This window comes from Peribacillus kribbensis DSM 17871 (genome assembly GCF_000430765.1).
Classification (GTDB): Bacteria; Bacillota; Bacilli; order Bacillales; family DSM-1321; genus Paraperibacillus; species Paraperibacillus kribbensis.
Genome location: NZ_KE387238.1, coordinates 258,113 through 283,525, shown reverse-complemented (window position 1 = coordinate 283,525; position 25,413 = coordinate 258,113). Strand labels below are relative to the sequence as shown.

General features: G+C 43.8%; 31 protein-coding genes and 1 riboswitch. Of the genes, 17 read left to right on the top strand and 14 right to left on the bottom strand.

The window, feature by feature from the left end; genetic code table 11:
• Positions 1 to 81 precede the first annotated feature (81 nt).
• Together H539_RS0115105 and H539_RS31595 are read left to right on the top strand one after the other, a co-directional pair.
• Positions 82 to 567 (top strand): nitroreductase family protein, encoded by a 486-nt coding sequence (locus H539_RS0115105; RefSeq protein WP_026694214.1) that lies wholly within the window; start codon positions 82 to 84, stop codon positions 565 to 567.
• Positions 568 to 648: 81 nt separating this feature from the next.
• Positions 649 to 798, top strand: coding sequence for a hypothetical protein (locus H539_RS31595; RefSeq protein WP_155890076.1), 150 nt, complete (start codon positions 649 to 651; stop codon positions 796 to 798).
• Between the two features lie 125 nt (positions 799 to 923).
• Here H539_RS31595 and H539_RS30200 read toward each other — a convergent pair whose 3' ends face one another.
• A complete protein-coding gene (locus H539_RS30200; protein ID WP_051348606.1) occupies positions 924 to 1,421 on the bottom strand; it encodes an ion channel in 498 nt (165 codons plus the stop codon).
• A gap of 204 nt (positions 1,422 to 1,625) precedes the next feature.
• Here H539_RS30200 and gnd point away from each other — a divergent pair, with 204 nt between their 5' ends.
• Positions 1,626 to 2,519, top strand: a complete 894-nt coding sequence (gene gnd, locus H539_RS0115085; RefSeq protein WP_026694213.1) for a phosphogluconate dehydrogenase (NAD(+)-dependent, decarboxylating) — start codon at positions 1,626 to 1,628, stop codon at positions 2,517 to 2,519.
• Positions 2,520 to 2,654: 135 nt separating this feature from the next.
• Here gnd and H539_RS31590 read toward each other — a convergent pair whose 3' ends face one another.
• Positions 2,655 to 2,804 (bottom strand): hypothetical protein, encoded by a 150-nt coding sequence (locus tag H539_RS31590; RefSeq protein ID WP_155890074.1) that lies wholly within the window; start codon positions 2,802 to 2,804, stop codon positions 2,655 to 2,657.
• 159 nt (positions 2,805 to 2,963) lie between these two features.
• On the opposite strand from H539_RS31590, the gene H539_RS0115070 reads away from it, so the two are divergent.
• Positions 2,964 to 4,382, top strand: coding sequence for a Na+/H+ antiporter NhaC family protein (locus tag H539_RS0115070; protein WP_026694212.1), 1,419 nt, complete (start codon positions 2,964 to 2,966; stop codon positions 4,380 to 4,382).
• An 85-nt stretch (positions 4,383 to 4,467) separates the two neighbouring features.
• On the opposite strand, the gene H539_RS28685 is transcribed toward H539_RS0115070, so the two are convergent.
• The 4 genes from H539_RS28685 to H539_RS28680 form a co-directional block, all read right to left on the bottom strand.
• Positions 4,468 to 5,664, bottom strand: coding sequence for a sensor domain-containing diguanylate cyclase (locus H539_RS28685; RefSeq protein WP_051348605.1), 1,197 nt, complete (start codon positions 5,662 to 5,664; stop codon positions 4,468 to 4,470).
• Between the two features lie 226 nt (positions 5,665 to 5,890).
• Positions 5,891 to 7,360, bottom strand: a complete 1,470-nt coding sequence (locus H539_RS0115060) for an aldehyde dehydrogenase family protein (RefSeq protein ID WP_026694211.1) — start codon at positions 7,358 to 7,360, stop codon at positions 5,891 to 5,893.
• A gap of 266 nt (positions 7,361 to 7,626) precedes the next feature.
• Complete coding sequence (locus tag H539_RS0115055; RefSeq protein ID WP_026694210.1) at positions 7,627 to 8,265, bottom strand: class D sortase; 639 nt, start codon at positions 8,263 to 8,265, stop codon at positions 7,627 to 7,629.
• Positions 8,265 to 9,662, bottom strand: a complete 1,398-nt coding sequence (locus H539_RS28680) for a processed acidic surface protein (protein ID WP_051348604.1) — start codon at positions 9,660 to 9,662, stop codon at positions 8,265 to 8,267. Before H539_RS28680 ends, H539_RS0115055 begins: the two co-directional genes overlap by 1 nt.
• 178 nt (positions 9,663 to 9,840) lie before the next feature.
• Here H539_RS28680 and H539_RS0115045 point away from each other — a divergent pair, with 178 nt between their 5' ends.
• Positions 9,841 to 10,881, top strand: a complete 1,041-nt coding sequence (locus tag H539_RS0115045; RefSeq protein WP_026694209.1) for a dipeptidase — start codon at positions 9,841 to 9,843, stop codon at positions 10,879 to 10,881.
• Between the two features lie 36 nt (positions 10,882 to 10,917).
• Here H539_RS0115045 and H539_RS32430 read toward each other — a convergent pair whose 3' ends face one another.
• On the bottom strand, positions 10,918 to 11,091 hold the full coding sequence (locus H539_RS32430) for a hypothetical protein (RefSeq protein WP_169816035.1): 174 nt from the start codon (positions 11,089 to 11,091) through the stop codon (positions 10,918 to 10,920).
• A gap of 181 nt (positions 11,092 to 11,272) precedes the next feature.
• Here H539_RS32430 and H539_RS28675 point away from each other — a divergent pair, with 181 nt between their 5' ends.
• Entirely contained in the window at positions 11,273 to 11,887 is a 615-nt protein-coding gene (locus tag H539_RS28675; RefSeq protein WP_051348603.1) for a uracil-DNA glycosylase, read from the top strand.
• 20 nt (positions 11,888 to 11,907) lie between these two features.
• Here the strand turns inward: H539_RS28675 and H539_RS0115030 are convergent, their stop codons facing one another.
• Positions 11,908 to 13,026 (bottom strand): NAD(P)/FAD-dependent oxidoreductase, encoded by a 1,119-nt coding sequence (locus H539_RS0115030; RefSeq protein WP_026694208.1) that lies wholly within the window; start codon positions 13,024 to 13,026, stop codon positions 11,908 to 11,910.
• Positions 13,027 to 13,232: 206 nt separating this feature from the next.
• Between H539_RS0115030 and H539_RS0115025 the strand changes: the two genes are divergently transcribed.
• The 3 genes from H539_RS0115025 to H539_RS0115015 all read left to right on the top strand — a co-directional run bounded on the left by H539_RS0115025 (position 13,233) and on the right by H539_RS0115015 (position 14,940).
• Positions 13,233 to 13,988 (top strand): GTP cyclohydrolase II, encoded by a 756-nt coding sequence (locus H539_RS0115025; RefSeq protein ID WP_026694207.1) that lies wholly within the window; start codon positions 13,233 to 13,235, stop codon positions 13,986 to 13,988.
• 45 nt (positions 13,989 to 14,033) lie between these two features.
• On the top strand, positions 14,034 to 14,603 hold the full coding sequence (locus tag H539_RS0115020) for a 5' nucleotidase, NT5C type (RefSeq protein WP_026694206.1): 570 nt from the start codon (positions 14,034 to 14,036) through the stop codon (positions 14,601 to 14,603).
• 148 nt (positions 14,604 to 14,751) lie between these two features.
• A complete protein-coding gene (locus tag H539_RS0115015; RefSeq protein WP_026694205.1) occupies positions 14,752 to 14,940 on the top strand; it encodes a hypothetical protein in 189 nt (62 codons plus the stop codon).
• Between the two features lie 165 nt (positions 14,941 to 15,105).
• On the opposite strand, the gene H539_RS30855 is transcribed toward H539_RS0115015, so the two are convergent.
• Positions 15,106 to 15,363: a hypothetical protein gene (locus H539_RS30855; protein ID WP_081415895.1), complete on the bottom strand. Its 258-nt coding sequence runs from the start codon at positions 15,361 to 15,363 to the stop codon at positions 15,106 to 15,108.
• A 462-nt stretch (positions 15,364 to 15,825) separates the two neighbouring features.
• Here H539_RS30855 and sigH point away from each other — a divergent pair, with 462 nt between their 5' ends.
• The gene (sigH, locus tag H539_RS0115005) at positions 15,826 to 16,479 is read left to right on the top strand and encodes an RNA polymerase sporulation sigma factor SigH (RefSeq protein ID WP_026694203.1); all 654 of its coding nucleotides are present in this window, start codon (positions 15,826 to 15,828) and stop codon (positions 16,477 to 16,479) included.
• A 27-nt stretch (positions 16,480 to 16,506) separates the two neighbouring features.
• On the top strand, positions 16,507 to 17,031 hold the full coding sequence (locus H539_RS0115000; RefSeq protein ID WP_155890071.1) for a GNAT family N-acetyltransferase: 525 nt from the start codon (positions 16,507 to 16,509) through the stop codon (positions 17,029 to 17,031).
• A 27-nt stretch (positions 17,032 to 17,058) separates the two neighbouring features.
• On the opposite strand, the gene H539_RS0114995 is transcribed toward H539_RS0115000, so the two are convergent.
• The 4 genes from H539_RS0114995 to H539_RS0114980 all read right to left on the bottom strand — a co-directional run bounded on the left by H539_RS0114995 (position 17,059) and on the right by H539_RS0114980 (position 19,740).
• Positions 17,059 to 17,463: a hypothetical protein gene (locus H539_RS0114995; RefSeq protein WP_026694201.1), complete on the bottom strand. Its 405-nt coding sequence runs from the start codon at positions 17,461 to 17,463 to the stop codon at positions 17,059 to 17,061.
• A 123-nt stretch (positions 17,464 to 17,586) separates the two neighbouring features.
• A complete protein-coding gene (cdaS, locus tag H539_RS0114990) occupies positions 17,587 to 18,222 on the bottom strand; it encodes a sporulation-specific diadenylate cyclase CdaS (RefSeq protein WP_026694200.1) in 636 nt (211 codons plus the stop codon).
• Positions 18,223 to 18,546: 324 nt separating this feature from the next.
• The gene (locus tag H539_RS0114985; protein ID WP_026694199.1) at positions 18,547 to 19,137 is read right to left on the bottom strand and encodes a DUF2238 domain-containing protein; all 591 of its coding nucleotides are present in this window, start codon (positions 19,135 to 19,137) and stop codon (positions 18,547 to 18,549) included.
• A 36-nt stretch (positions 19,138 to 19,173) separates the two neighbouring features.
• Positions 19,174 to 19,740, bottom strand: a complete 567-nt coding sequence (locus H539_RS0114980) for a DUF2238 domain-containing protein (protein ID WP_026694198.1) — start codon at positions 19,738 to 19,740, stop codon at positions 19,174 to 19,176.
• A 239-nt stretch (positions 19,741 to 19,979) separates the two neighbouring features.
• Positions 19,980 to 20,023, top strand: a riboswitch (PreQ1 riboswitch).
• 52 nt (positions 20,024 to 20,075) lie between these two features.
• On the opposite strand from H539_RS0114980, the gene queC reads away from it, so the two are divergent.
• The 4 genes from queC to H539_RS0114960 are packed head-to-tail and all read left to right on the top strand — an operon-like array spanning position 20,076 to position 22,480.
• The gene (queC, locus tag H539_RS0114975; protein ID WP_026694197.1) at positions 20,076 to 20,735 is read left to right on the top strand and encodes a 7-cyano-7-deazaguanine synthase QueC; all 660 of its coding nucleotides are present in this window, start codon (positions 20,076 to 20,078) and stop codon (positions 20,733 to 20,735) included.
• Between the two features lies 1 nt (position 20,736).
• A complete protein-coding gene (gene queD / locus H539_RS0114970; protein WP_026694196.1) occupies positions 20,737 to 21,213 on the top strand; it encodes a 6-carboxytetrahydropterin synthase QueD in 477 nt (158 codons plus the stop codon).
• Positions 21,206 to 21,934 carry a 7-carboxy-7-deazaguanine synthase QueE gene (gene queE, locus H539_RS0114965; RefSeq protein WP_026694195.1) on the top strand — a complete coding sequence of 243 codons (729 nt, stop codon included), beginning with the start codon at positions 21,206 to 21,208 and terminating at the stop codon, positions 21,932 to 21,934. Before queD ends, queE begins: the two co-directional genes overlap by 8 nt.
• Positions 21,935 to 21,949: 15 nt before the next feature.
• A complete protein-coding gene (locus H539_RS0114960) occupies positions 21,950 to 22,480 on the top strand; it encodes a VUT family protein (protein ID WP_026694194.1) in 531 nt (176 codons plus the stop codon).
• Between the two features lie 35 nt (positions 22,481 to 22,515).
• Here the strand turns inward: H539_RS0114960 and H539_RS0114955 are convergent, their stop codons facing one another.
• Positions 22,516 to 22,692 (bottom strand): hypothetical protein, encoded by a 177-nt coding sequence (locus H539_RS0114955; protein WP_026694193.1) that lies wholly within the window; start codon positions 22,690 to 22,692, stop codon positions 22,516 to 22,518.
• A gap of 312 nt (positions 22,693 to 23,004) precedes the next feature.
• Here H539_RS0114955 and H539_RS0114945 point away from each other — a divergent pair, with 312 nt between their 5' ends.
• Complete coding sequence (locus H539_RS0114945; protein ID WP_035322695.1) at positions 23,005 to 24,009, top strand: serine hydrolase domain-containing protein; 1,005 nt, start codon at positions 23,005 to 23,007, stop codon at positions 24,007 to 24,009.
• A 231-nt stretch (positions 24,010 to 24,240) separates the two neighbouring features.
• Complete coding sequence (locus tag H539_RS0114940; protein WP_026694190.1) at positions 24,241 to 25,266, top strand: NADH:flavin oxidoreductase/NADH oxidase; 1,026 nt, start codon at positions 24,241 to 24,243, stop codon at positions 25,264 to 25,266.
• Positions 25,267 to 25,413 lie beyond the last annotated feature (147 nt).

The window sequence follows — 25,413 nt, the reverse complement described above, 5'->3', positions numbered from 1 at the left end:
ACAGGAGAATACCCTATAAAAGAGAAATAATAAAGGATGTCTGGAAAATCACTGAATTTATAAAATAAAGGAGAAGAAAATATGGATATTGAAAAGTTGATCCTATCCCGCAGAACCATAAAGAAATTCAAGCAGGAGGAGCTGGATGTTAAAACAGTGGAATCCTGGCTTCAAACCGCACGAGTGGCTCCGAACCATAAAATGACTGAGCCATGGGAAGTAATTTTCATCGGTCCTGAAACGAGAAAACAACTGAACCATAAAACAGATTTTGGAAAAGCGCCTGTGGTCTTTGCGGTATTAAGCCATAGAGGAAGCTCTGAAGCAATGAGAGATGAAAACCTGGCCGCGGTTTCCTGTATGATCCAAAACTATCTCCTGCTTGCCTGGTCCCATGGAGTGGGCACATTCTGGAGTTCACTCGGAGTGTCTTCTTCTGTTAAAAAGACGCTTGAGGTCAGCGAAGAATATGATGTTGTTGGCATTTTCGGTACAGGGTATCCTGAAGAAATCCCCGCTGAAAAGGAACGGACTCCCATCAAGTCAAAAGTAAAGCATATGAAATAGAGGCTGCTTTCCAGTTCTCCTCCTAGAGGGATAATTCCTGGAACGATGGTGATACTATGGTTCAAAAAAGGAGGAAGAAATATGGATGAAAAAAATTCTATGGAAGAGTCTATGACTGAAAAGGTGGATGAGGCACAAGAAACTCTGGCTGGCTCCATGCTGAATAACGAGGCCCTGGCACAGGAAGCCTGCATGAAAAACGATCCTCGTTATGCTCAATATTACCAATAAAAAATCGCGGGGGTGAAGTGACTCCTTAAAGGTCTGTTTCTGGATCAAGATATTCTTCATGCTGTATGATAAAGCCTGTATCCCACAGGCTTTTTTTGATGCCTTCTTTTTTATATTGCGCTTGTTTATTTATTGAATGTCCTGGCAATCTTAGCTGCCAGGATGGCCATGAAGATTGTGCTGCTAAGAAAGCCAATCAGCATTTCAGAGGCTGCTGCTGCATATGAAAGAGAGCAGGTGGAAGTGATATCACCGTAACCGGTAGTCGTAAAGGTGGTTACACTATAATAGATAAAATCATCTGCTGTCAGATTCGGCCCGGAAAATGAAGATTGTCCATATTGTTTGTAAATAGATAAATACAAGTTGGAATAGGTGAGGAGAACGATGCTGAGCATTAAGAGCGAGCAGGAAAGCAGCTTCAGCGTGGAGTCCATTGAACCAGGGATATCCACAAGAAATTTATAGAGAAGGTATACACAAACCGGAAGGAACAGTATAAAAGGAATCATCAGGTCTGCTTCAATATAGGAAGACACTGTCAGGGGGATGAGAAGGCAGACGTTTATCCCGATATACATATAAAGTCTATAGTTATTAAAATAGCTTCTTATGATTTTCACTTGGATTACTCCTGCCTGAGATCTGGTACGGTTATAACTTGTGCTGATTTTAAAAAATAATACCCTTATTTGAATTTATTACAGATGACTGGAAACTATAAAAGGTAAGCATGTGCATGTAACTGGTATTCAAGGGCAGGCAAACTTCAAACTCCTATTTTAGGATGGATAAGCATTGAAAAATTTTAAAAAGAGGCGGTTATTATGAAGATAGGATTAATTGGATTAGGAAAAATGGGATATAACTTGGCATTGAATCTTATGGATCATAAGCATGAGGTAACAGCTTACGATGTTAATGCAGAGAATGTTCAGAAACTCACTAAAGAGGGTGCGTCCGGGGCAGGGTCCATTCCGGAATTAGTTGAAAGCCTTCCATCCCCTAAGGCAGTCTGGATCATGGTTCCGGCAGGGAAAATCACCGAAAATGTAATCGATGAGCTAAAAGGATTATTAGACAAAGGCGATATCGTGATTGACGGAGGAAATTCCAATTATAAGGAATCCATAAGAAGGGCCAAGAACCTCGAAGAAAAGGGCATCCATTTCCTGGATACCGGAACGAGCGGCGGAATGTCAGGGGCGCGCCATGGAGCTTGTACAATGGTAGGCGGAAACCCAGAAGCCTTTCAGCATGTAGAGCAGATATTTAAGGATATTTGTGTCGAAAACGGTTATTTATATGCAGGAGAGAGCGGAAGCGGCCACTTCTTAAAAATGGTACATAACGGCGTGGAATATGGGATGATGCAGGCCATTGCAGAAGGATTTGACGTCTTGGAAAAGAGCAATTTTCAGTTTGACTATGAAAAGGTGGCCAGGGTATGGAATAATGGCTCGGTCATTCGCTCATGGCTGATGGAATTAACAGAAAACGCCTTCTCGAAAGATGCTCGGCTTGAAGGACTTAAAGGAATCATGCATTCCTCAGGCGAAGGAAAATGGACCCTGGAGGAAGCATTGGACCTTCAGGTAGCTACACCGGTCATAGCTATGTCACTCCTGATGAGATACCGATCTCTAGAAGATGATACCTTCGCAGGCAAAGTCGTAGCAGCATTAAGAAACGAATTCGGCGGACATGATGTAGTGAAATAAAATTAAATGAGCGGCCGCTCCTGCTGGGGGGCGGCTGTTTATTATGAGTTTCGGGAATAGAAGAAAAGGGCCGGGGGTAAGCCTTGCAGCCTATGCCGAACTCCCATATATGGCTGCAATACTTACGAAACATCATTAATTGTCCGGATCCAGTGACATCATGGTCTGGGCTTTTAATTGCTCTTCATTTTGCAGCAATTCACCGCTGTTTTTGCCCGGAGTGTCAAGTCCAATGATCTGGAGCAAGCCAAGGATGCTCAAAAAGCATATAAAGATGAGTAACATTAACAGACAGCCTCCTTTAATCAGCTCTTTTTATCTTCTCTTTAAACCTTATTCAATGGCTGTCCTAATCTTTCCGGAAAAACGATGGAAATTTGGCTGAGGATAAAAAGCTAATGGATTTCACATGCTAAAAGATATTATCGGTCAGGGAGGGAGCATATGGAAGGGAATTGGGTCTCCGTTGTGCCTTTTTTAATTGTGATACCATTGTCCATTCTTACAAAGCAGGTTTTGGCAGGGCTGTTCGCCGGTTTTCTTGCCGGTTCCTATCTATTGAGTCCTTCTCTCACGGGTGGATTGGATGTATTCATCCGTCTTTTGGTAAAGGGAATGGTGGATGAAAACAATATTAAAATCATATTATTTCTATATATGTTCTCGGGTCTCATCGGAATCATTAAAATATCAGGTGGAGTGAGGGGATTTGTGGAAAAAGCTTCGGAGAGGATACATACAAAAAAAGAGGCTTTAATTCTTACATATCTTTCAACCCTCGGAACTTTTACTGCACCGAGCTTCCGTTTTGTCACAATTGCACCGATCATGAGGGCTCTGCTTCAGAAGGTGAATATGTCTGCACAGGAGCTGGGATTTGTGATTGAGACGACGGCTACGCCTATCATTGTCCTGATTCCCATCGCTACGGCTTTTGTAGGATATATGACTTCCATGGTGGATGCAGCAGTCCATGCAGGGAATGTGTCACTGGATCCTTACCGCTTATTCATTCAGAGTATTCCGTTCAACTTTTTTTCATTTGTCATGATTATAGTAGGAATCTATTTAAGCTTTTTTCATCGCTCTCGTTCTACCGAAAACAGCGATCCCAATCAGATTGGCAGAAACACTGAAGGCGGGGATGATTGGCATAGCTGTGATCCTTCTGTAAACAGGGAGCTGCCTGTGAAGCCATGGAATCTTCTTGCACCATTGGCTTTGATCATCATTTTAACAATGGTTTTTACCTGGTGGAGTGGCTACCAAAAGAATAGGGGAATCGTAGAGGCCTTTTTAAACGCCGACGTGATGGCAGCCATGCTGGCAGCCTTATTAGCTGTTTCACTGCTGACCTTTGTCTGGCTCCTTTTTCAGCGTTTTACGCTGAATGATCTGATAGGAAGCTTCATCCAGGGCGGAAATGAAATGGTTTCTGTCATTGTTTTGCTGAGTATCGTGTGGGGGCTTTCCTCGGTTGCTGAAAAACTGGGGTTTGCAGCTTTCATAACCCAGCACACCGGCTGGATTCCCTCTTTTTTTGTAGTGCCGGTTTTGTTTCTATTTGGAGGTGCCTTATCCTACTTTATCGGATCAGCCTGGGGGACCTGGGGGATACTGATGCCAATGGGGATTTCGATGGCGCAGGCTGCCGGAATTTCTCTGCCGATTATGATAGGTGCTGTCTTTGCGAGCGGAACATTTGGGGCATTTGCTTCCCCGCTTAGCGATGATACCAATACTCTTGCCAGGATTCTCAATATATCAGTCATCGAGTATGCAAGATTTAAATTAAAGCCGGCATTGATTGCAGCCGGCATAACAGCTCTTTTATATGCCGGCACTGTATTCCTTCCGCATTGATTCCTAAGCGCAATAGAAAAGGGCCTGACTCTAATGAAAAAATCAGGCCCTCATGTTAAGAAAGACAGGAAGGAAAAGATCAATATCATAGCTGGCTGAATATGTAATATTGATTTTTACCCATTCTTTTGGCCTTGTAGAGGGCAAGGTCCGCGGTTCTTTTAAGCGCTTCTGAGGAGTCAGCGTGGAGCGGATAGACGGCAGCTCCCCCGCTGAAGGAAGCGTGGAGTTTAATGTTTTGAAAGTATAACGGTTTTGTGTCTAAATATTGTCTCAATTTAATGAAATAAGAATCCAGTTCATCCAGTCCGGCACCATCTAAAATGAGCATAAACTCATCGCCGGCGTAGCGGTACGCTTTTACATACCTGCCGCATAGGGACTTCATGCCATCGGCAATCGTTTTTAAATATAAATCTCCCGCATGATGTCCAAATCGATCATTGATGGATTTTAACCCGTCAGAATCGATCATAAGTAGAGACACAGAACTCTTCCCGGCCTGTACAAGCTTTTCTAAGTCCGAGTGAAAGGCCCGGTAGTTGCCAAGCCCTGTCATTTCATCGGTGAGCGACATTTCATAATTGGCTGTATACAGCCTGGCTGTCACAATAGAAGAAATGACCTGGTTTCCGATGATTTGCAGAAGATCTTCATGCTCTTTCCGAAAAGCAAACTCCCGGTTGCTTTGTGCAGATATTACCCCTTTCACCTGGTCATCGACCAGCAGCGGAACAAAAATGCATGTGTCGGGTTCATCGGCACCGATGATATAATTGAATTCATCCAGCTCCTTGGCTGTTTTTCCATGTATCGTTTCCTTGGATTTAATGACCTTTGCTGTAAAGCTGCCATCTTCAAAAGGGATGTCTACAGGAGGGAGAATTTCTCCGTTTTCGACCATAAAGGACATCTGGATCACATGGCTTCCTTCATCCCACAGAGCAATAAAAAAAGAATCTGTGGGCATAACCTGCGATACCAGCTCAAACGCTTTTTCCATTAAAACCTTCTCATTTAAGGTCTGGGAACAGGTCCTCCCAAAATCATGCAAAATCCTCAAATGCTCATTGAGCCATGTCATATCAATAATTTTCTCATTGAGGGCATGAATCTCGTCTAAGATATCAGCAAAAAGGGAAGGGTTTTCTGTCTTTCCGCTGTGGAAAAACGTTGTAAAAGCCGCTTCAGCACTTCGATATGAAGTCGTGCCTACAGACTTGACCAGATTTAATATTTCTTGTAAGTGGACAGCTTGCCCGTTTGGTTTATTTTCATTCATGATTACACATCCAGTCATTTCTTAAGGCGAAAGGCCGGTAGAATAGTCTTCTTAATATTATAACATTTATTACCAATGCGAATAAAATAAAAAATCTCCATATACACAAAAAAATACAAAAACCATCATTTTTAGAGATGAAGGATGATTCTGTCCCGGAATTTTTACAGAAAAAAAGGAATGCAGAAGGCTGGATCATCCAGCCGCCGGCATTCCATTCATGCATTTAGGATAATTCGTTGATGAAAGGCCCGTAATTTCTAGGAGAATGCTGCACACCGATCCATTTTAAGGTAGTGAATTCATCCAGTACCCATTGGCCATTAAAGCGGCCAAGCCCAGAATTTTTTTCACCGCCGAAAGGTACATGGGCTTCATCATTGACGGGTTGGTCATTGACATGGACCATGCCTGTATGAATGCGGCGGGCTAGATTGGTTCCGCGTTCTATGCTGGATGAATGGACCGCCCCGCTTAGTCCATAAGGGAGCTCATTGGCCATGTCGATGACTTCTTCGTCCGCTGCGAACGGAATAATGGCTGCAACAGGACCGAAAATTTCATTAACGGCGATGGGCATTTCATTGGTTACGGAAATCATTACGGTCGGCTGTAAAACGTTTCCTTCTGCTTCGCCGCCAAGCAGGATTTCTGCACCCTGGCCAACGCTTTCCTCAACATCACTTAGAATTCGGTCTACCTGCTTCCCGTTGATTAGAGGACCTACATGAGTTTGGGCTTCGGCCGGATTTCCATATTTCAATTTTTTCACTTTTTCAATAAACTTTTCAATAAAGTCATCATGTATGGAATCATGTACAAAGATCCGGTTGATTGCCATACAAATTTGCCCTTGATGATAGAACTTCCCAAAAATGGCTGAATCCACAGCCTGGTCAATGTGCGCATCATCCAATACGATAAAAACGTTATTGCCGCCTAATTCAAGAGCTGCCTTCTTGAGTCCTTTTCCTGCCAGCTCGCCGATGTGGCGTCCAACTTCTGTGGATCCAGTGAAGGATATGAGGCGGGGGACAGGGTGTGTAACCATATCATCGCCGATTTCCGAACCCCTGCCGACCACGATGTTCAGCAGGCCTTTAGGAAGACCTGCTGCCTCAAAGATGCTTGCAAAGATCAATCCGCCTGTTACTGGGGTATCCGTTGCCGGCTTTACGACAACAGCATTGCCTGCAGCGAGTGCGGGACCGATGGTTCTCATGGCCAAATGAAAAGGAAAATTCCACGGACTGATTACCCCGATTACCCCTAAAGGATTCCGATAGACTCTGTTTTCCTTTCCTGCGTTTTGGGACGGAAGGATTTTTCCTTCCATCCGGAATGGGAAAGAAGCAGCTTCCTTTAGGATATTGATGGAGGCCATGATTTCAAGCTCGGCCTTCGTCCGGGTGCTTCCGGATTCCTTAACCAGCCATTCGGTAATGAAATCCTCATTTTCTTTTATTAAAGCAATCGCATTTTCAATGACTTCCTGTTTCTTTTGGGGCAATTCATCTGCCCAGACATTCTGTGCGGCTGCTGCAGCTGTATAAGCCTCATCCAAGTCCTCTTTGCTCGCTGTCTGTATAGTGAACAATTCTTCACCTGTATATGGATTCACATTTTGCTGCCTATTATCGCTGGATCCGTTTTTCCATTCGCCATTTATATATAGTTTAGTGAAATCTGTATTCATCAGGCTCTCTCCTTTAAATTGATCTGGCATTGTCTCATAGAATATTGATATACCCTATCCGTATTTCCAGATAAACGTAGGAAGTAATGTTTGTGAATAGAACAGGGATGGCCCTGAGCGATCAGGTAAAGCTGAATTTTCTCACCTTTGATTTTTGAAATGGAAAATAGGGCTGTACTGATTGAAACAAAAAAGTTCGGAATGAAAATCATTCCGAACTTTTTATACCGTTGAAAGCACGGACCAGGGCCGGACTTTATGCTCGACTAGGAGAGTTTGCTTTTTACAAGGTAAGCAGACAAGATATATCTTTTTGGGGCTGAACCAATATAGCGGAACGGATAGCAGGTGCTGACGGTTAAGACAGCCCTGGGTTTCGGCACGATCACGGTACGATCATCGGCGTCGACAATCCGAACTCTATTTACTTTATAGGTGAATTCTCCAGCAGTGGTCCTGACAATCAGCCTATCGCCCCTTCCTACCTCACCAAGTCTTCTAAACACGGTATCACGGTGTCCGGAAAGGACACTGTTGTCTTTCTCACCGGGAAGTACGCTGCCGGCAAAATGTCCAACTCCCTTTTCCAGCTCATCTTCATTTGTTCCATGAAAGATTGGAAGAGATGCCTTCAGTTTTGGAATATATAATTCTCCGATATTTTCCCCCATCTTTGGCTGCACAGGGTAAAGAACTGCTTTTTCTGTCTGCTGCTTTTGGGACGGGACCTCTACCGCCTTTGTTACATGAGGGTGCTTGGTCTGGTATTTAAACAGCATATATCCCTTTGCAAATTTATAAAGATTGGTGGAGGTAAACCAGAAACCGCCTGAAATGACCAGCAGGGAAGCCATCAAAAGAATAAATCTCTTTTTCCGGTTCAGTTTCTTTTTTGGTTCTTCCATCAAGCCTTCCTAACCTTCCTGAAAATGAATAGCCCTGCAAAGACAGCGGCAAGTCCCGCCAGTGCATTCTGGAGATAGCCGCCGCCGGTTTTTGGAAGCTTTGCTCCGCTTACCGTTTTATGGACTCTTTCGTGCTTTGGCTTAATATGCTTTTGCACTGGAACTGGGTCAGAAATCGTATGCTTAACTTCCTTTACAGATTGCTGCACCTGTTGTCCTGTTTCCCCGAGAGCTCCTGAATCTACCATATCGCCGGAGATAAGCATATCCGCCAAAAGCTCTCCCTTAAGGTTGTATAGATTGATCTTCAGCTTGGCCCCTTTAATATCATCGATCTTTAAGAGTCCAGCAAGACTGATGGGAGTTTCTTTTCCGTTGCTTACAAGACTGTATGAAGCTTTCATTTCAAATATATCCAGCAGCTGATCATAAATCCCGAGCAGCTTTGCAATCTGCGCCGGTGTCAGCTCCGTGACGGTATCAAAATCCTGAAATTCCATCATCTGTTCAGCGATGGCATCCAGCCGCTTGGTGGTTTCATCACTGCTTAGTTTTTCCTCCAATGAGGCAAGATGATCCTGTATTCTTTTAAGCTCTTCTTTGGTCAATCCGAGCTGCTGCTCAAAGATCGGGAGAAGTTCATCAGCAATTTCATCCTCCATGCCTGGAAGGCTGCCTCCTGAAAAATCCCAGACATCCTCTTCAAGCTGGTCCATAAAAATATAGTCCTCAAGCTTCTTGTTATTTTTTTGTAAAAGATCTTCTAATCCTTTTCGGTCAAGCTGATAGTTTTTATGGAAGTAATCCAGGTTGCTGTAATCCGCCCTGATTACATCCCCCATATATTTACTAAGCTCGTCAACGGTTGCATAGTAAGCCACGCTGTCATCGTAAAGCGAAAGATAATCCTCGAGCATTTCTTTTGTTACAGTCATGCCCCGCTCAGAGCTGATCTTGTCTAAGTATACTTTTAGCTTATTGTCAAAATCAGGTTCTTGTTTCACATGTTCTTCCATATAAGTTCCAACGGTGAAATCAAGATCGTCCAGGAATATGTAATCATCCAGAGTCTCCTTATTTTCTGCAAGAATGGAATCTAATGTACCTCTGTCAATATCGTAATCTTTATAAATAGAATTAAGATTGCTATAGTCCTTTGAAATAACTACACCAAGGTATTCCTTTAGCTCATCCACAGATTCAAAAGAGCTTTCCAACGGTAGTTCATCTTTATCGAACAGTTCTTCGATATCACTGCGGGTTACCTCAAAGCCTCTTTCCTTTGAGAGTTCCTTTAAATAAGCGGTTAAATCCAGTTTTGAGGCAGCCATTGCCATTTGAGGGATGAAGCTAAGAATAATGGAAATGGAAATCAAGAGTGCAGCTGTTTTTTTCATACTTTTCCCCTTTTGTCATTTTATGTTTTCTAGAGAATTATAAGGGAGAAGCGCTTAATTAACAATGAGGGTAATATTTCCAATTTTTCAAGTCTTTGAATATTTCGTTTAAATAGTTTGAATATTCGTTTGGTTTTTATATGATGGAGAAGAGAGAATCCGGAGGGGGAATAAATAAATGAATAATCTGCCCATTTTTGACGGCCATAATGATACCCTGCTAAGCCTGCTCTATTCCGGCAGAACCTTTTTTGAGGAATCATCATCCGGCCATATAGATTTACCACGGGCGAAGAGATCCGGCTTCGGTGGAGGCTTTTTTGCGGTTTTCACACCAAATGAACAGTATAAAATGGTGACAAAGGAAACAAAGGATGGATATGAGACGCCGCTTCCTCCGCCAATCACACAGGAATATGCCCTTCAAACGAGCCTTGCCATGATTGCGGAACTATTCAAAATTGAATCCCAATCGGATGGGGGACTGAAGGTGGTTACAGCAGCGCAGGAGCTGGAGAGGTGCCTTCTGAACGATACCATGGCGGCTGTCCTTCATATTGAGGGAGCAGAAGCAATTGACCGTGATTTTAACGCCCTGCATGTCCTGTATCAAGCAGGACTCCGCTCTTTAGGCTTAGTGTGGAGCAGGCCTAACGCCTATGGACACGGAGTTCCTTTCCGTTATCCTTCTTCGCCTGATACCGGTCCCGGCCTTACAGACAGAGGAAAAGATCTGGTGAAGGAATGCAATTCATTAGGGATAATGGTGGATACGGCCCACCTTACCGAGAAAGGATTTTGGGATGTGGCCGGCATTACAAATGTCCCCCTAGTCGCCAGCCACTCCTGTGTCCATGCCATCTGTCCGATGTCGCGGAACCTGACGGATAAACAAATCTCGGCGATTGCAGAGTCCGGCGGTGTGGTGGGCATTAACTATTCGGTCAACATGCTGAGAGAAGACGGAGGCAGGGATCCCAACACCTCCATGGATGAAATTGTAAAACACATTGATTATATTGTCGAACATTTCGGTATTGATTATGTGGCGCTTGGCTCTGATTTCGATGGAACTACAATTCCTGCAGAAATGAAGGATGTAACAGGGATGCCGATACTGATCGAAAAGTTAAAGCAGAGGGGATATTCCTATGATCATCTGAAAAAAATTGCATGGGAGAATTGGGTACGGGTATTACATCAGACCTGGAAAGAATAAAAGAACAGCCCGGCATGCAGATACCGGGCCGGCTTATTACATTCCATTTATTTCATCCATATCCTTATGGACCTTCAGCAATCTGGATAAAAGAGATACAAACCTTTTTTTATCCTGGTGTGGAGTTTCATCAAGCTCTTTTTTAATTTCATTGCTTTTATTAATCAATTCGTTTAATTTCTGCTGAATCTTACAATTAGTATGTTCCATGGTTCTTCTCCATTTGTACATTTTATTAGTATAATTTAACAAAAAAACATTACTATAGCATGTTGAAAAGATTAAAAGTTTGTTTCAAATTTTTTTCTGCTGCCAGAGGTCATAAATAATCTTGTATGGAAACGGGTACAATCCATATTAACAGATTTTGATTTTCTTAGAGGTGGAAGGCATGATGGATTTCTGTCCGGAGATTTGGCCGGAAGTGCCCGTTCCGGAAAAGGATGAAAATTGCCGGGAATGCGGACTGTATGAACATGGTTCGCGGATGATCTGGGGTGAGGGAAATGTCCTTGCTCCAATAATGGTGATTCTGGATAACCCCGGAGCCAGGGAAGATCCTGATGGAAATCCTTTTGTCTGCGGCACCCGGCAGACATTGCAGAGGGCTGTCCATGAAAATGGTTTAACTATGGATCAAATCTTTATAACGTATGTGCTGAAAAGAAGACCATTACGGGGCTATGATAAAGAGTTTGCACGAATGACGTGTATCAGGCATTTGAAGGAACAGTGCCAGGCGAGCAGCCCCAAGCTGATACTTTGCCTCGGAAATGTGGCTGTTCAGGCCTTCTTTCATAATCCGGAAATAGATGTGAAATCGGTTCGCGGGAAATGGTATGAGGCAGGGGGGATTCCTGCAACTGCAGCCTACCATCCTCTAGCAGTAAGAAGGAGGCCGAATCTGCTGCCGAAGTTCATGGAAGATTGGGCTTTTACAGCTAAGCGTTTTAGAAGCCTAAGCTTAAATGAATCCGATTCCTTTAAAACCAATAAGTCCACCTGAATGGGTGGACTTGGTTTTTTTTATGATCGATCAGCTTCAAACGAATATTGTTCAAAAGGTATCTCAGTATCCATTTCCAAAGCAAACTTGGCAAGTTCTGAACCTATATAAGGACCCATGGTCAATCCGGATGCTCCGAGTCCGTTTGCCGCAATGATTCCTTCCCAGCCTTGGAGTCTTCCCATCATGGGCAGGAACCCGGGGGTAAAAGGCCGGAATCCCATCCGTGCTTCCACAAAAGAGGCATTTGCCAGGCCGGGGGCCGTAAGCAGTGCCTTTTGCAGAACCTCCTGCAGGCCATCGGCGGTTATGCGTGTATCGAATTCATCGGTATTTTCATGTGTTGCACCGGCAACCACTTTTCCGGAATCAAAAGCCAGAAGATATTGATCACTTGGCGGCATAACCACCGGCCATGCCCCCGTTTCTTCATCGGGTACTTCAAAATGCATAATCTGGGCTTTCTGCCAGCTGATTGTTGACGGGATTCCCAAAGGAGCCAGAAATTCATTTGCCCAGGCACCTGCACAGACAATCATCTCGTCAGAAGAAATATATCCCGACTTTTTTGTTTCCGCCCCGATAATCCGGTTCTCTTTTACAGATAGAATGGCTTCATCTTCTGTCAATAAGGCGCCATGTTTCTGGGCGGACCGGAGGAGAGCATTCCTTAACGATCGCCCATCCACCCTGGCAGCCCCGGATACGAAAACGGAGCCATAACTGTCCTCTAACAGGGGAAACCGTTCTTTTGTCTCTTGAGAGGATAATACTCTGATATCTCCCATTTCCGGTGCCTCTTCTTTTCTATCGAGAGCTCTTTGCTGCATCGCGGCAAGCTTCTGGGGATCTGTATGCAGACTCAGGGACCCGACTTTTTTATATCCAGTATGGGTCTCTCCTTCATCCTCAAGCTCAGAGATTAATGCAGGATAATAACGTGCGCCATTTCGCGCAAGGAAATACCAGGCTTTATTTCTTCTCTGCGACAGCCAGGGACAGACAATGCCGGCGGCTGCATCGGTCGCCTGTCCTGTATCTTTCCTGTCAATGATCGTGACATTGGCTCCCCGCTTTGCCAGACTATACGCAGTGGAGGCCCCCAATATGCCCCCGCCTATAACTACAAACTGTTTCATGAAGAACATTCCTTTTATTCATATATGTCCTAAATAATAGCTTTAGATATTTTGAAAAGCAATGATAAAAAAATAATACTGATATAAAGGAATTATGGCAATATAAGTAATGGAATGAACATCTTTCTTGCAATGAAAGCATGGATAACATACATTTTAAGGATGCACCGGCAATCTTGCATCCAGTCGAAAAAAGGTGGGAGATTATGACTTTGCAAAAACTCGATCCCAAAGTGTTGGCGTTACTCGGGGATAAAATTCAACTAATTAAAACTGAAAGAGGAGCTATTTACCTAGTAGGGCCGATCCGGCTGCCGGTTAACCTGTTCGGGGAAACCGTAGTCTTCCAATGGTACTGCTGGCTGAACTGTGATGAGGTAACTCATGATTATGAAAAGATCATTGAAAAGCTGTCTTCACAAAATTTAGCTGAGCTTCAGCAATCGAGTGTATTGGTCTACGGAGATTTCAAAGATGAAGATGAAGCTTTGATCAGAATGCATTCCATCTGCCACACCGGTGATATTTTTGGAAGTAAACGTTGTGACTGCGGCTACCAGCTCAAGCAATCCATGAAGATGATCGCAGAACACGGGACAGGTGCACTATTCTATCTTGCGAATCATGAAGGACGGGGAATAGGACTTTTCAGCAAGGCCATGGCATATGTTTTGCAGGAAAACGGCTATGATACGGTGGATGCCAATGTCAGTCTAGGCTTTGTCGATGATTCCCGGAATTATACAGATGCAATCCTGGTACTAAAAGCATTGCGGACGAAACCGGTAATCCTTATTACCAATAACCCAAAAAAGCTGCGTGCGCTACAGGAATCAGGAATGCATGTGGAAGGCAGGACGCCGATATGGGGCGATATCTCAGAGTTCAATGAAAAATATCTTCAGACTAAAATCCGCCGTTCCGGTCATTTTGACATGGAAGTGAATAAAGAACAAACATAAGCAGCTAACCCTTTTTAAGGAAGCAGCCAGACATAGGAGAGTAACATGAAATTTGGATTCGATATAGATGATACATTAATCAACTTAAGGGAACATGCCTTTCATATCTATAAGGAAAAATTGAAGAAAGATATCCCGATCGAGGTTTTCAAATCCTTGGAAACAGTCGAAATACATGAAGCCTTCGGGTTATCCGCCGAACAGGGAAAGCATATGTGGGAAAGCACACTGGAGGAAATCTATTTTACAGCATGCCCCCCTCTTCCTGAGGCCGTCCAAGTATTGCAAATCCTTGAACAGGAGGGTCATGAAATCTTTTATATCACTGCAAGAGGAAAGGCTTACGGTGAACGCACAAAAGAATGGATGAAACAGCAGGGCTTCCCTGTCCAGGAGGACCGGTTCTTTTGCGGAATGAAAGATCACGAAAAGGTACATGTCATCAGGGACCTCCACTTAGACTATTATTTTGATGATAAGCCGGCCATACTTGAAACCCTGCTGGAGGAAGGCATTCAATTATATTTGATGAACCAGTCCTATAATCAAACATCTGCAATCCCAAGAATATCGAGCTGGGAGGAACTCAAGGGAATTCTTGAAAAGCATGCATGACCTATAAAACTGCAGATTAAATCAGCAGCCTCGGAATCGGTATGGTCATGCGCGAAAAACCCGGGTCCGTGCTCGAAAGCGGGGGGATCACACTCGAAACCGGTGTCAGGCTGTCACTGGGCAAGCAGGCTGGAGGAGTCTTCGGGGTATGCTCGAAAATCCGGTGGTGGTGATCGAAAAAGCAGGAGTCATGCTCGGAATCGGTATGGTCATGCGCGAAAAACCCGGGTCCGTGCTCGGAAGCGGGGGAATCATGCTCGAACAGGTGTCAGGCTGTCACCAGGGCAAGCAGGCTGGAGGAGTCTTCGGGGTATGCTCGAAAATCCGGTGGTGGTGATCGAAAAAGCAGGAGTCATTGCTCGGAATCGGTAAGCCATGCGCGAAAAACCCGGGTCCGTGCTCGGAAGCGGGGGAATCATGCTCGAAACCGGTGCCAGGGCACACAGTCCGAAAAAAAACCAGATAACAAAACTGAGGCTGACAATTGTCAGCCTCTTTGTTTTTAGTAATGGCTGTAGCCGCCGCCATATCCGCCGCCGTAGCCACCGCCATATCCGCCATAGCCTCCTCCATAATGTGGGTAAGGGTATGGATATGGATGCGGATGTGGATGATAGTATCCAGGATAGTATGGGTAGTAGGGGTAAGGACGCGGTCTTGGCCGCGGATAATGGCCGTAGCCAGGCCAGTATTGTCTGTCATCATATTCCTGTAGATCCATCTGATCATCGATATATTGAAAAGGAATTTGCTCCTGCATATGAATAACCTCCTAAAAATACTCATCTATTCCAATTTCTATATTTAGCTGTTTTCCAGCTTCTGCTGAGGAATAGATATAATGTATTTTTATTCAGTTTAGAAGCGGTTTGCGCCTGTACGCTTTGTTTTTTGGCCGATTGAAAAGTTAGTACAATCAGCCTAAAAATATCTTAAAATATTCCAAAAACATCCCTTGATGCCGAACTTTGTTTGTAAAGCTGCATGATTTTCCGCGCCTTACGGGTTTAGAAATTCATGTCAACAGAAAATTGGACTGAAAAAGGGGAAAGAAGCTTGTCAGGAATAGTCGATATTTGCTGATACCAATTAGTCTAAGTCTGAGTTAATATGAATAATATATTATTTAAAAATTTTCAATATTGCTTCCTTTGATATTCACTTGTCAGTACCTGCGTGCATAAATCAAAAAATTCATCCTGAATGATGGAGGGATCCTTAAGTGAGTGTAGACTTCGGAGTAAAGCTGGTAGAAAATTATGCGGATTTAGAAGATGAAATGCTGGTAAGGCTTGTCCATGGAGGCGATGCTGAGTCCACTGAATTCCTGATCAATAAATACAGAAATTTTGTCCGTGCGAAGGCTGGCCCCTACTTTTTGATTGGTGCTGACAAAGAAGATATTATTCAGGAAGGAATGATCGGCTTATTTAAAGCTATACGCGATTATAAGGAGGACAAGCTTACGTCCTTCAAAGCATTTGCAGAGCTTTGTGTAACAAGGCAGATCATTACAGCGATAAAGACTGCGACGAGGCAGAAGCATCTGCCGCTTAATTCTTATATTTCTCTGGACAAGCCGATTTACGATGAAGAATCGAACCATACTCTGATGGATGTCATCCCTGCCGCTAAAATCATGAACCCGGAGGCGCTGATTATCAATCAGGAAAATGCGGATGACATCGAGTATAAAATGGCTGCATTATTAAGCGATTTAGAAAGAAGAGTCCTGGCTTTATACATCGAAGGACAATCGTATCAGGAAATATCCATAGAACTTAATACTCATGTGAAATCAATCGATAATGCCCTTCAAAGAGTAAAACGAAAGCTTGAGCGGTATCTCGAGCTCAGGGAAGTTATTCATAGCTGAACAATCTTTAAAAGGGGTATATTTGCTGTGCAAAAAATTATTGAAGCAGAAAGAATCTATCTAAGATCCTTCGGTCTGGGAGATGTTGAAGACCTGCACGAAATTCTGGGAGACAAGGAAACCATGTCGCATTATCCATCTCAATTTACTAAAGATGATACCCTTCAGTGGATCCTTCGAAACCAAAATCGGTATAAAAGGGACGGTTATGGACTGTGGGCGGTCTGTCTGAAGTCCTCCGATGCTCTGATAGGCGACTGCGGCCTTGTAAAACAGGAGGTCTCCGGCAGGGAAGAGGTAGAATTAGGCTTTCATATCCATAAAAACTATTGGAGGAAGGGCTTTGCCTCAGAGGCAGGGTCGGCTTCAAAAGATTTCGCATGGAAGCTTGGATTAAAAAGGCTGATCAGTATCATCGCCCCTGAAAATGAAGCGTCCAAAAAGACTGCCGAGAAAATTGGTTTACGCCTTGAAATACAAGAGTTTGTGTTTGGAAGACCCCATCTTATTTATCAATGTGGCAGACAGGAAAATATTTTTTGCGAAAAATAAAAAGGCGACCTGGATCGCCTTAAATAATCAACTACTTTCTTCGTCCCTATCCCTATTCCTATCTCGACCGGGATCCTGTTCCTGATTCTGGTTCTGTGTTTGGTCTTGATCGGATTCAGCATCAGACTCAGACCGTGAACGCACTCTGGATCTTGATTCGGAATCCACGCAGATATCAATACAGAAATCAACTCTGGCATTACCGCTGTTTTCAATACGAGAATCGGCCCGTGAATGGCTTTGATTGTGATTTTTCAACTCATTATCACTGTCATTATGATTACGGGAGATGTTTTTGCTATGAACATCCGTATTAGTGTTTGATTTTGAACGAGATTTGTTTCTCAAATCGTTATCAATGCTAAAATCCACGTTGGAGTTGGATTTAGATTTGGATTTTGAATTTGAGTTATTCTTGACGTTTTTCCCCATTGGATATCCCCTTTCACTTTTCCTAACATTAATGTATGAGTGTATATGTAAAAAGGAATGGACAATAATCCTGTATCGCAGGGATTTTTATGGGAAAGCCGGTCAAAGTAAAACTCTGGATGCTCATCGTTCTACATGGAGGAGGGATTGCACATCTGATATCGGAAATAATTTTCCATTCAATGCGAAGGAAACCTTTCCTGTTTCTTCAGATACAATGAGCACCAGTGCATCACACATCTCGGTAACCCCAAGCGCAGCCCTGTGTCTGGTGCCTAATTTTTTTTCTGTTACCGCCTGCTGGGTAAGCGGAAGGACATTTGCTGCTGAAACAATCTGATTCCCCTGGACAATAACCGCTCCATCATGGAGGGGATTCCCAGGATAAAAAATCGTTTCAATGAGGACTGATGACAGCTCAGCGCCAACAGGAGTACCCTTTTGGATAAGCCCCTCTAGCGGATCGCTCCGTTCAATAACAATCAAAGCGCCGAACCGATGCTTGGAAAGATACTGAAGCGAAATAGAAAGCTCTTTAAATTTATCGGTAAATGCAGATAAATAACAGTTTAAATAAAAGGTTGCAGCTGAATATTCAATTTGTAAAAAGTCTTTGCGGATATGCTCCAGTCTGCCAAGGAGACACTGATGTTCATTCCCAAGTATTTTAATACTGCCCTGAAGCTCCGCCATGATATGCTCTATGCCTTTTATAATTTCTTCCTTCATCGGCGAGAAATCGCAATTAATCTGATCCATCCCATAATCCTCCAGGTATTTTGCCTCGGCAGCTTATCTTTTTTAATCATTTCCTTTATGTAAAAACCAAGGCCTCTAATTTAATTTTTTTTGGCATTTAAACTGAGTGCATCAAGCTTTGCTTTTAGTATTTGCTGTATTTTCCTGCTTACTCACCATCCCTGAGAAACACGAACATAAAAATTCAGGTATCATCCTACCCTGTTATTCCATCATTTTATTCTTTCTACTAGTTTTCATCCAAGCTTATGAATAGCGGGTGCCCTTTCTAATATATCGTGCTGTTTTCATAAAAATAGACCGGTATAATCCGGTCTATTTTCCTTATTGTGTGGGAGACTTGGATGCATGATGTTTGACTTGTGTCCTAATCCCGGACCAAATGGCAACCAAAAGACCTCCAATGGTGTCAGCAATCAGGTCGGTCATCGTATCTGTATTCCCGCCGCCCTGAAGAGTCGTGCCGAACAGCTGATCCGAAGAAAATTCATATATTTCCCATATGACGCCGCATAAAGCAGCAAAAGAGAAGATGAAAAGAAATATAAACCATGATGAAATTTCCGGTCCAGCACTTCTATGGGTTAACCGTTCGTACAGAGCCACAGCGGTAAATCCTAAAATGATCCCGCTAAGGCCATGAAGAAATGTATCCCACCAGCCTAACCCATACCATCCTCTAATGGAACCAAGATATTGGGAAGCAACTAAGAAAATGAGATAAGAAAAGGTAAGGGGCAGATTGAACGTCAGCCTTGCAAAAAAAGAAAGAAACAGTGGAAAAAGCCCGCAGAGGATTCCTGCAAAAGCCACGGAGGCTTTAAAGGAGTATCCAGCCTGATAATAATCGATACAGTTATAGGCCATAAAAAGGACATAAACTAAACTTGCTGCCATTACAATTTTTCTGTTCATAAAATCACCCGTTTTTGCTAATTTTGTATGTGCCCGCTAAATCTTCTGCCGCCGCAGCAGCGAATAGACAGCGATGATCAAGCCTCCAAGAAGTCCTGCTGATAAATCGAACATCGTATCTTGATTGCCTCCGCGCTGCATGGTTTCGGTATAAAAGACATCCCCGAAAAACTCATATATTTCCCAGATGGCGCTGGCAACTATGGAAAGGGACAGGACAAATAAGAATAAGAGCCATTTAGAAACTTCGTTCTGAAGGTGCTTTGGGACGAATATCTTAAATAAGGTGATTGCAATGATTCCCATAAAAAGCCCCTTATATAAATGCAATGCCGTGTCCCACCAGAGGATAGAAACATAGAACTTGCAGATCGAGCCTAAAAAAGTAGTGCAGAATAAAAAAAGATAATAGCCGATGATGACTGAGGTACTAAAAGGAATCTTTTTTAACAGAAGCAAAAGTAAAGGAAATCCGCTGACCAGAATTCCGCCTAAAGCTACCTCCCAGCGGGATGTATCATGCTTCATGAAAAAATAAATAAAGAGGCCAGCCATAAAGGCCATAAAAATAGCAGATGCTCCGATTATGATTTTTCTCTTCATGGGCTCACTCCTTCTTCCAAGTGTGCCCAATCTTCCACAGGAGAAGTCAATATAATGACCTGTTTTTTCAAGTATCTATAATAATGGTGCCACACAGAAAAAGGCAGGCTTTATATAAAATATGCAAATGGGCTGGATTTTGTATCTTTTTTCGGCTTCATTAAAAAAGTCTTCCGTTTTATAAAATTTATGTTAAGATAAAAAAGTTGATTTATTAATCGAATAAAAATCGTTGAAAAACGTTAGAGGTTCTTAGCTACCCTCTATAAAAAACTAAGGAAAAACAGTGCGCTTTTCTTAGTCGCACTGTTTTTTCGTGTAAAAGGAGAAGTTTTATGAAAAAGGAAAAAGCCATCGTCGTGTTCAGCGGAGGCCAGGACAGTACAACCTGCTTGTTCTGGGCCTTAAAGAATTTCAGTGAGGTCGAGGCGGTTACGTTCAACTACAATCAGCGGCATAAACAGGAAATCGAATGCGCCGCACAAATTGCAGAGGAGCTGGGGGTCAGGCATCATATCCTGGATATGGAGCTTTTGAACCAGCTTGCCCCAAATGCATTAACAAGGACTGAGATGGAAGTAAAAGCTGGAGAGGAAGGGGAGCTACCAAATACCTTCGTTCCAGGACGAAATCTTCTGTTTCTGTCTTTTGCGGGAATCCTTGCAAATGTCACAGGCGCGAAGCATATTGTCACAGGTGTCTGTGAGACAGATTTCAGCGGTTATCCAGACTGCCGTGACATTTTCATCAAGTCCTTAAATGTAACACTCAATCTTTCCATGAATGAACATCTGGTTATCCATACACCGTTGATGTGGCTGAATAAAGCAGAAACCTGGGAGATGGCTGACCATCTAGGAGCGTTTGATTTTGTCCGGAATAAGACATTAACCTGCTACAATGGCGTCGTTTCAGACGGGTGCGGAGAATGTCCTGCCTGTATACTTAGAAAAAAGGGCCTGGAAGAGTACCTTCAAACGAAGGGAGAATCCTGATATGGCTGAATTCCGCATTGTGGATAAGCTTCAAAAAATGGGTGAGGATATCGCGGCCGGCGAGCTAAAATATCATACCAAGAGAGTCATTGTGTCTAAAGAGTTTACCTTTGATGCGTCCCATCATTTGCATCAGTATGAAGGGAAATGCAAGAATTTGCATGGGCATACCTATAAAGTGGTCTTTGGAATCAGCGGTTTTCTGGATGAACGAGGATTACTCATGGACTTTGGCGATATCAAAACCATCTGGAAGCAGGAGATAGAAGTTCATCTGGATCACAGATATTTGAATGAAACCCTGCCTCCTATGAATACGACTGCCGAAAATATCGTGGTCTGGATCTATGAACAGATGGCTGCAGCCCTTTTTGCAAGAAAAGAGCAGTACTTCGGGGCGAGAGTGGAATTCGTCCGCCTTTACGAGACAGCGACAAGTTATGCAGAAGCCAGGCGGGAGTGGATGGAGCATGAGTAAGATACCAGTGATGGAAGTGTTCGGGCCGACCATTCAGGGAGAGGGCATGGCTGCGGGCCAGAAGACTATGTTTGTCAGAACGGCGGGCTGCGATTATTCATGCTCCTGGTGTGATTCGGCCTTTACCTGGGATGGAAGCGGGAAGCATCTCATTCATCAGATGGAACCTGAAGCCATTTGGGAGAGGCTTGCCGAGCTTGGAGGCAGCGGTTTTTCCTTTGTGACGATTTCAGGCGGAAATCCTGCGCTTATTAAAAATCTATCAGGGCTCGTTTCGTTATTGAAAGAAAAAAAGATTAAAACCTGTCTGGAAACACAGGGTTCCAGATGGCAGGAATGGATGCTGGATATTGATGAACTCACAGTGTCCCCAAAGCCTCCGAGTTCGAATATGACAACAGACTTTGCGGTCCTGGACAGGATTATGGATAAGCTTGAAGGCCCTGAGTTTTTCGGAAAAAAAAGCCTGAAAGTGGTCATTTTCAATTCGGAGGATTATCTGTTTGCCAAGCAGATTCATGAAAGATATCCTGCAGTTCCGCTATTTCTGCAGACCGGCAATGATGATCTAACAACCCAGGACAGAGACCGGCTGGTTCCGCGCCTGCTTCTGAAATACGAAGAATTAATCGACCTTGTGATAAAGGATGAACAATTAAAAGACGTCAAAGTCCTTCCTCAGCTCCACGCATTAGTATGGGGCAATAAAAGGGGAGTTTAACGGGAGGAAATCATGATACGCATTTTATTATACTTAGTGGCCATCGTATGCGCCAATGTCATAACCGCATCCGTCGCACCGCTCACTTTTGGGGTATTTATTGTTCCAATGGGTACCCTGTTGATCGGGGCAACTTTTATCCTCAGGGATATTGTGCAGAATAAATTCGGACGCAAAAAGACTTATGCTGCCATAGCAGCTGCTCTTATCCTTTCGGCCGTTGTTTCAGCGGCACTTGGAGATACATTGCTCATCACTCTTGCATCTGCCATCTCCTTTGCCGTTTCGGAGACTACAGATACAGAAATCTATTCAAGATTGAATCTGCCAATGAGCTGGAGGGTATTCTACAGCGGTCTGGTTGGAGGAATTCTGGACTCGGCCATCTTTGTCATTATAGGGCTAAGCCCTCTTGGAGCCGGGATGCTACCATGGGAAGCAGTTCCTGCCGCCATTCTAGGCCAGATCATCGTAAAAACGATCATACAGGGCATCGGTGCCGGAGCCCTCTCAGGATTCATGAAAAAAAGGACATTCTCCGCATAATGCAAAAAGAGGAGCTGAGTGCAGCTCCTCTTTTTTTACTGCCCTCGATGTTCAAAAAGGTCGATTACACCCAGGACGATATGCGCTAAGCCGAAACCGAAAACCGTGTTGGCAATCATTTTATTGGAGCCTGGAACTCGTTTCATCGTGTATCCAGCCGCAGTAACTGCAGTTCCAAGTGCCGCAGGAATCAATCCTTCACGAATATTCATAGCCATATCCCCCATCGAAGTTAGACTGGTGAAAACTCACCATCTGTAGTTTTTCCATAAGTGTTTTCAATATGCGGAATACAGTTCAGCTGGCCTATATATGGCAAAAGATGAATGATCTGTGGGTATGGCAGAAACCTGCGAGGCTGAGTGGGTCCGGCGGTTACTGGGGGAATGGAAGATGCATATCTTCGGCAGGAGATTTCCATTTGGGCACTTCAAAAGTGGAGGTGAAACCTATGGGAACAAGTCAAGCTAAAAAAGGAAAGTGGCGGAAAATGCAGAATTCCTAATGAGAGGTGGAGAAAGAAATTGTTTGAACAGTTGGTTCAATGGGTGGAAGAGATAAAGGAAAAAAATCATAGTTCAGCGGCTGCCCTGCTGATTATAAAAGACGGGAAAACGGTGCTTGAGCACTATAGCGGGAATCATTCTAATACAAAGGAATCAAATCCGGTCAATCCGCACTCCCTTTTCAATGTAGCATCAGCAAGAAAGTCTTATTTGGGGCTTGCAGCTGCTTATGCATTATTTGAAGGAAAAATCAAAAGCCTAGACGATCCCGCCGGTGACTATTTTCCAGAAATGGACCAGAATGTTCTGGGATGCACTACAATCCGCCATCTTGTTACACATTCACATGGCCTGAATGAGAAAGAGGACGGGACGGTTTACCGGGAATTTCAGCCAGGGGAGGGATGGGCGTACCGGGGGATCAATGTTCTGATGGTCACAAAATTGATTAAAAAGCTGTATGGAGTTCCCTTTACAAAGCTGCTGCAGGACCGAGTCTTTACCCCGCTTGGCTTTTCAGAAACAGGCTGGTTTACTGAACCTTTACCCCAGCTTGTTAAAGTGATCATTCATCCAGAAGAGCAGGGAATGGACAAAATAGGAATGACGCAGGACGGAACAGAGTCGAATCTGTTTGTTTCTGCACGGGAATTTGCCCGGTGGGGAGAGCTTCACTTAAATAGAGGATTTCTGGACGGAAAACAGATTGTACCATCTGGAGTGATTGACATCGCGGTCAATATCCAAAGTCCTTCGTACAAAAACAAGGAGCTGCCTAAAAACGGATTATTCTGGTATGTACAAAATGAGATATCTGCGGCTAAAAGCGAAATTGGAGGGAGAGTACCTGAAGGATCCTACCAAATCCTGGGCATAACAGGTCCGGCACTCCTCATCATTCCTAGATATCATGCTGTGATCGTGAAAATGTTTAATAAACGCTATAACTATGGCGGAGAGAATTACCTGTATTATCTCCGGGAGTTTGGCAGCCTTGCTGCAGATGCCTTGTCATATAATTGAGGATTGCGAATGATGGTCAGCAGACTCTAAAAGCCGAACGGCATTTTCCCTTCGAACTTTGGGTAAAGTATCTTTGATATTCCTTCGATTTTTATTATTGGGCCAGTAATTCTTTATCATCAAGTCGAATCATTTGCTACAGACTAAAGGGAATGTGAAAATAAGGGATATCTCTCAGAAACGAGATAAATGAATCAGAGAGAAATGCAAAAAGGAAAGGAAGTTTGAGATATGCCAAATCTTCTGGATACGTTTGAATTAAAAGATCTTAAACTAAAAAACAGGATCGTTATGCCGCCAATGTGCCAATACTCTGTTGAAGCAAAGGATGGCATACCCAATGACTGGCATTATACACATTATACCAGCCGTGCAGTCGGCGGTACGGGCCTGATCATTATAGAAATGACCGATGTAGAGCCAGATGGAAGAATCACGGACTATGATTTGGGAATCTGGTCTGATGAGCATGTCCCCGCCTTTAAGCGGATTATCGAATCATGCCAGAGCTACGGAGCTAAAGTAGGAATTCAGATCGCCCATGCCGGCAGGAAAGCAGAAGATGCTGAAGTTCCTGTTTCTTCATCAGCCCTTCAGTTTTCAGACCGCTACAATCAGCCGCGGGAATTGACTACTGAAGAAGTGAAAGAAATGGTTGGGAAGTTTGAATCGGCTTTCGCAAGAGCAGTGGCAGCAGGGGTCGATACTATTGAAATTCATGGAGCGCACGGATATTTAATCCAACAGTTTCAATCTCCATTAACCAATAAGCGTACGGATCAATACGGGGAGGATCTTGCCCTCTTCGGAGTGGAAGTCATCCAGGCTGCACGAAGGGTTATGCCTGAATCCATGCCGCTGATCCTCAGGCTCTCTGCAGTGGAATATGCTGAAGGCGGATATAATATCGAAGATTCCGTTAAGCTGGCTCAGAGATATAAAGAAGCGGGAGTCGATATCATCCATGTTTCCTCCGGGGGGGAAAGCACTTCGGGACCAGCTTCAGCAGGACCGGGCTATCAGCTTGACTTAGCCCATGCCATCCGCAGGGATGTTCAAATTCCGACGATTGCAGTTGGAAGACTGGAGGATCCAGAGCTGGCAGATCAAGCAATCAGAGATGGAAAGGCCGACCTTGCAGCCATTGGACGAGGCATGCTGCGAAGCCCATATTGGGCAAACGAAGCCTCCATACAGCTTGGAGGAGAGCCTCTTACTCCCAAACAATATGAGCGGGGCTATGGCTTGCGTAAATAATGACATGTAAACCAATCTTTTAAAAAGTACATCTAATTGGGTCCGGAAAAATATTTTCCGGGCCCTTTTTTGGCTGGTGAATTCGGGATTTAGGCATGATCGAAAATTCATAGTAATGAGCGAAAAATAATGGCGGAGCAAAAATCC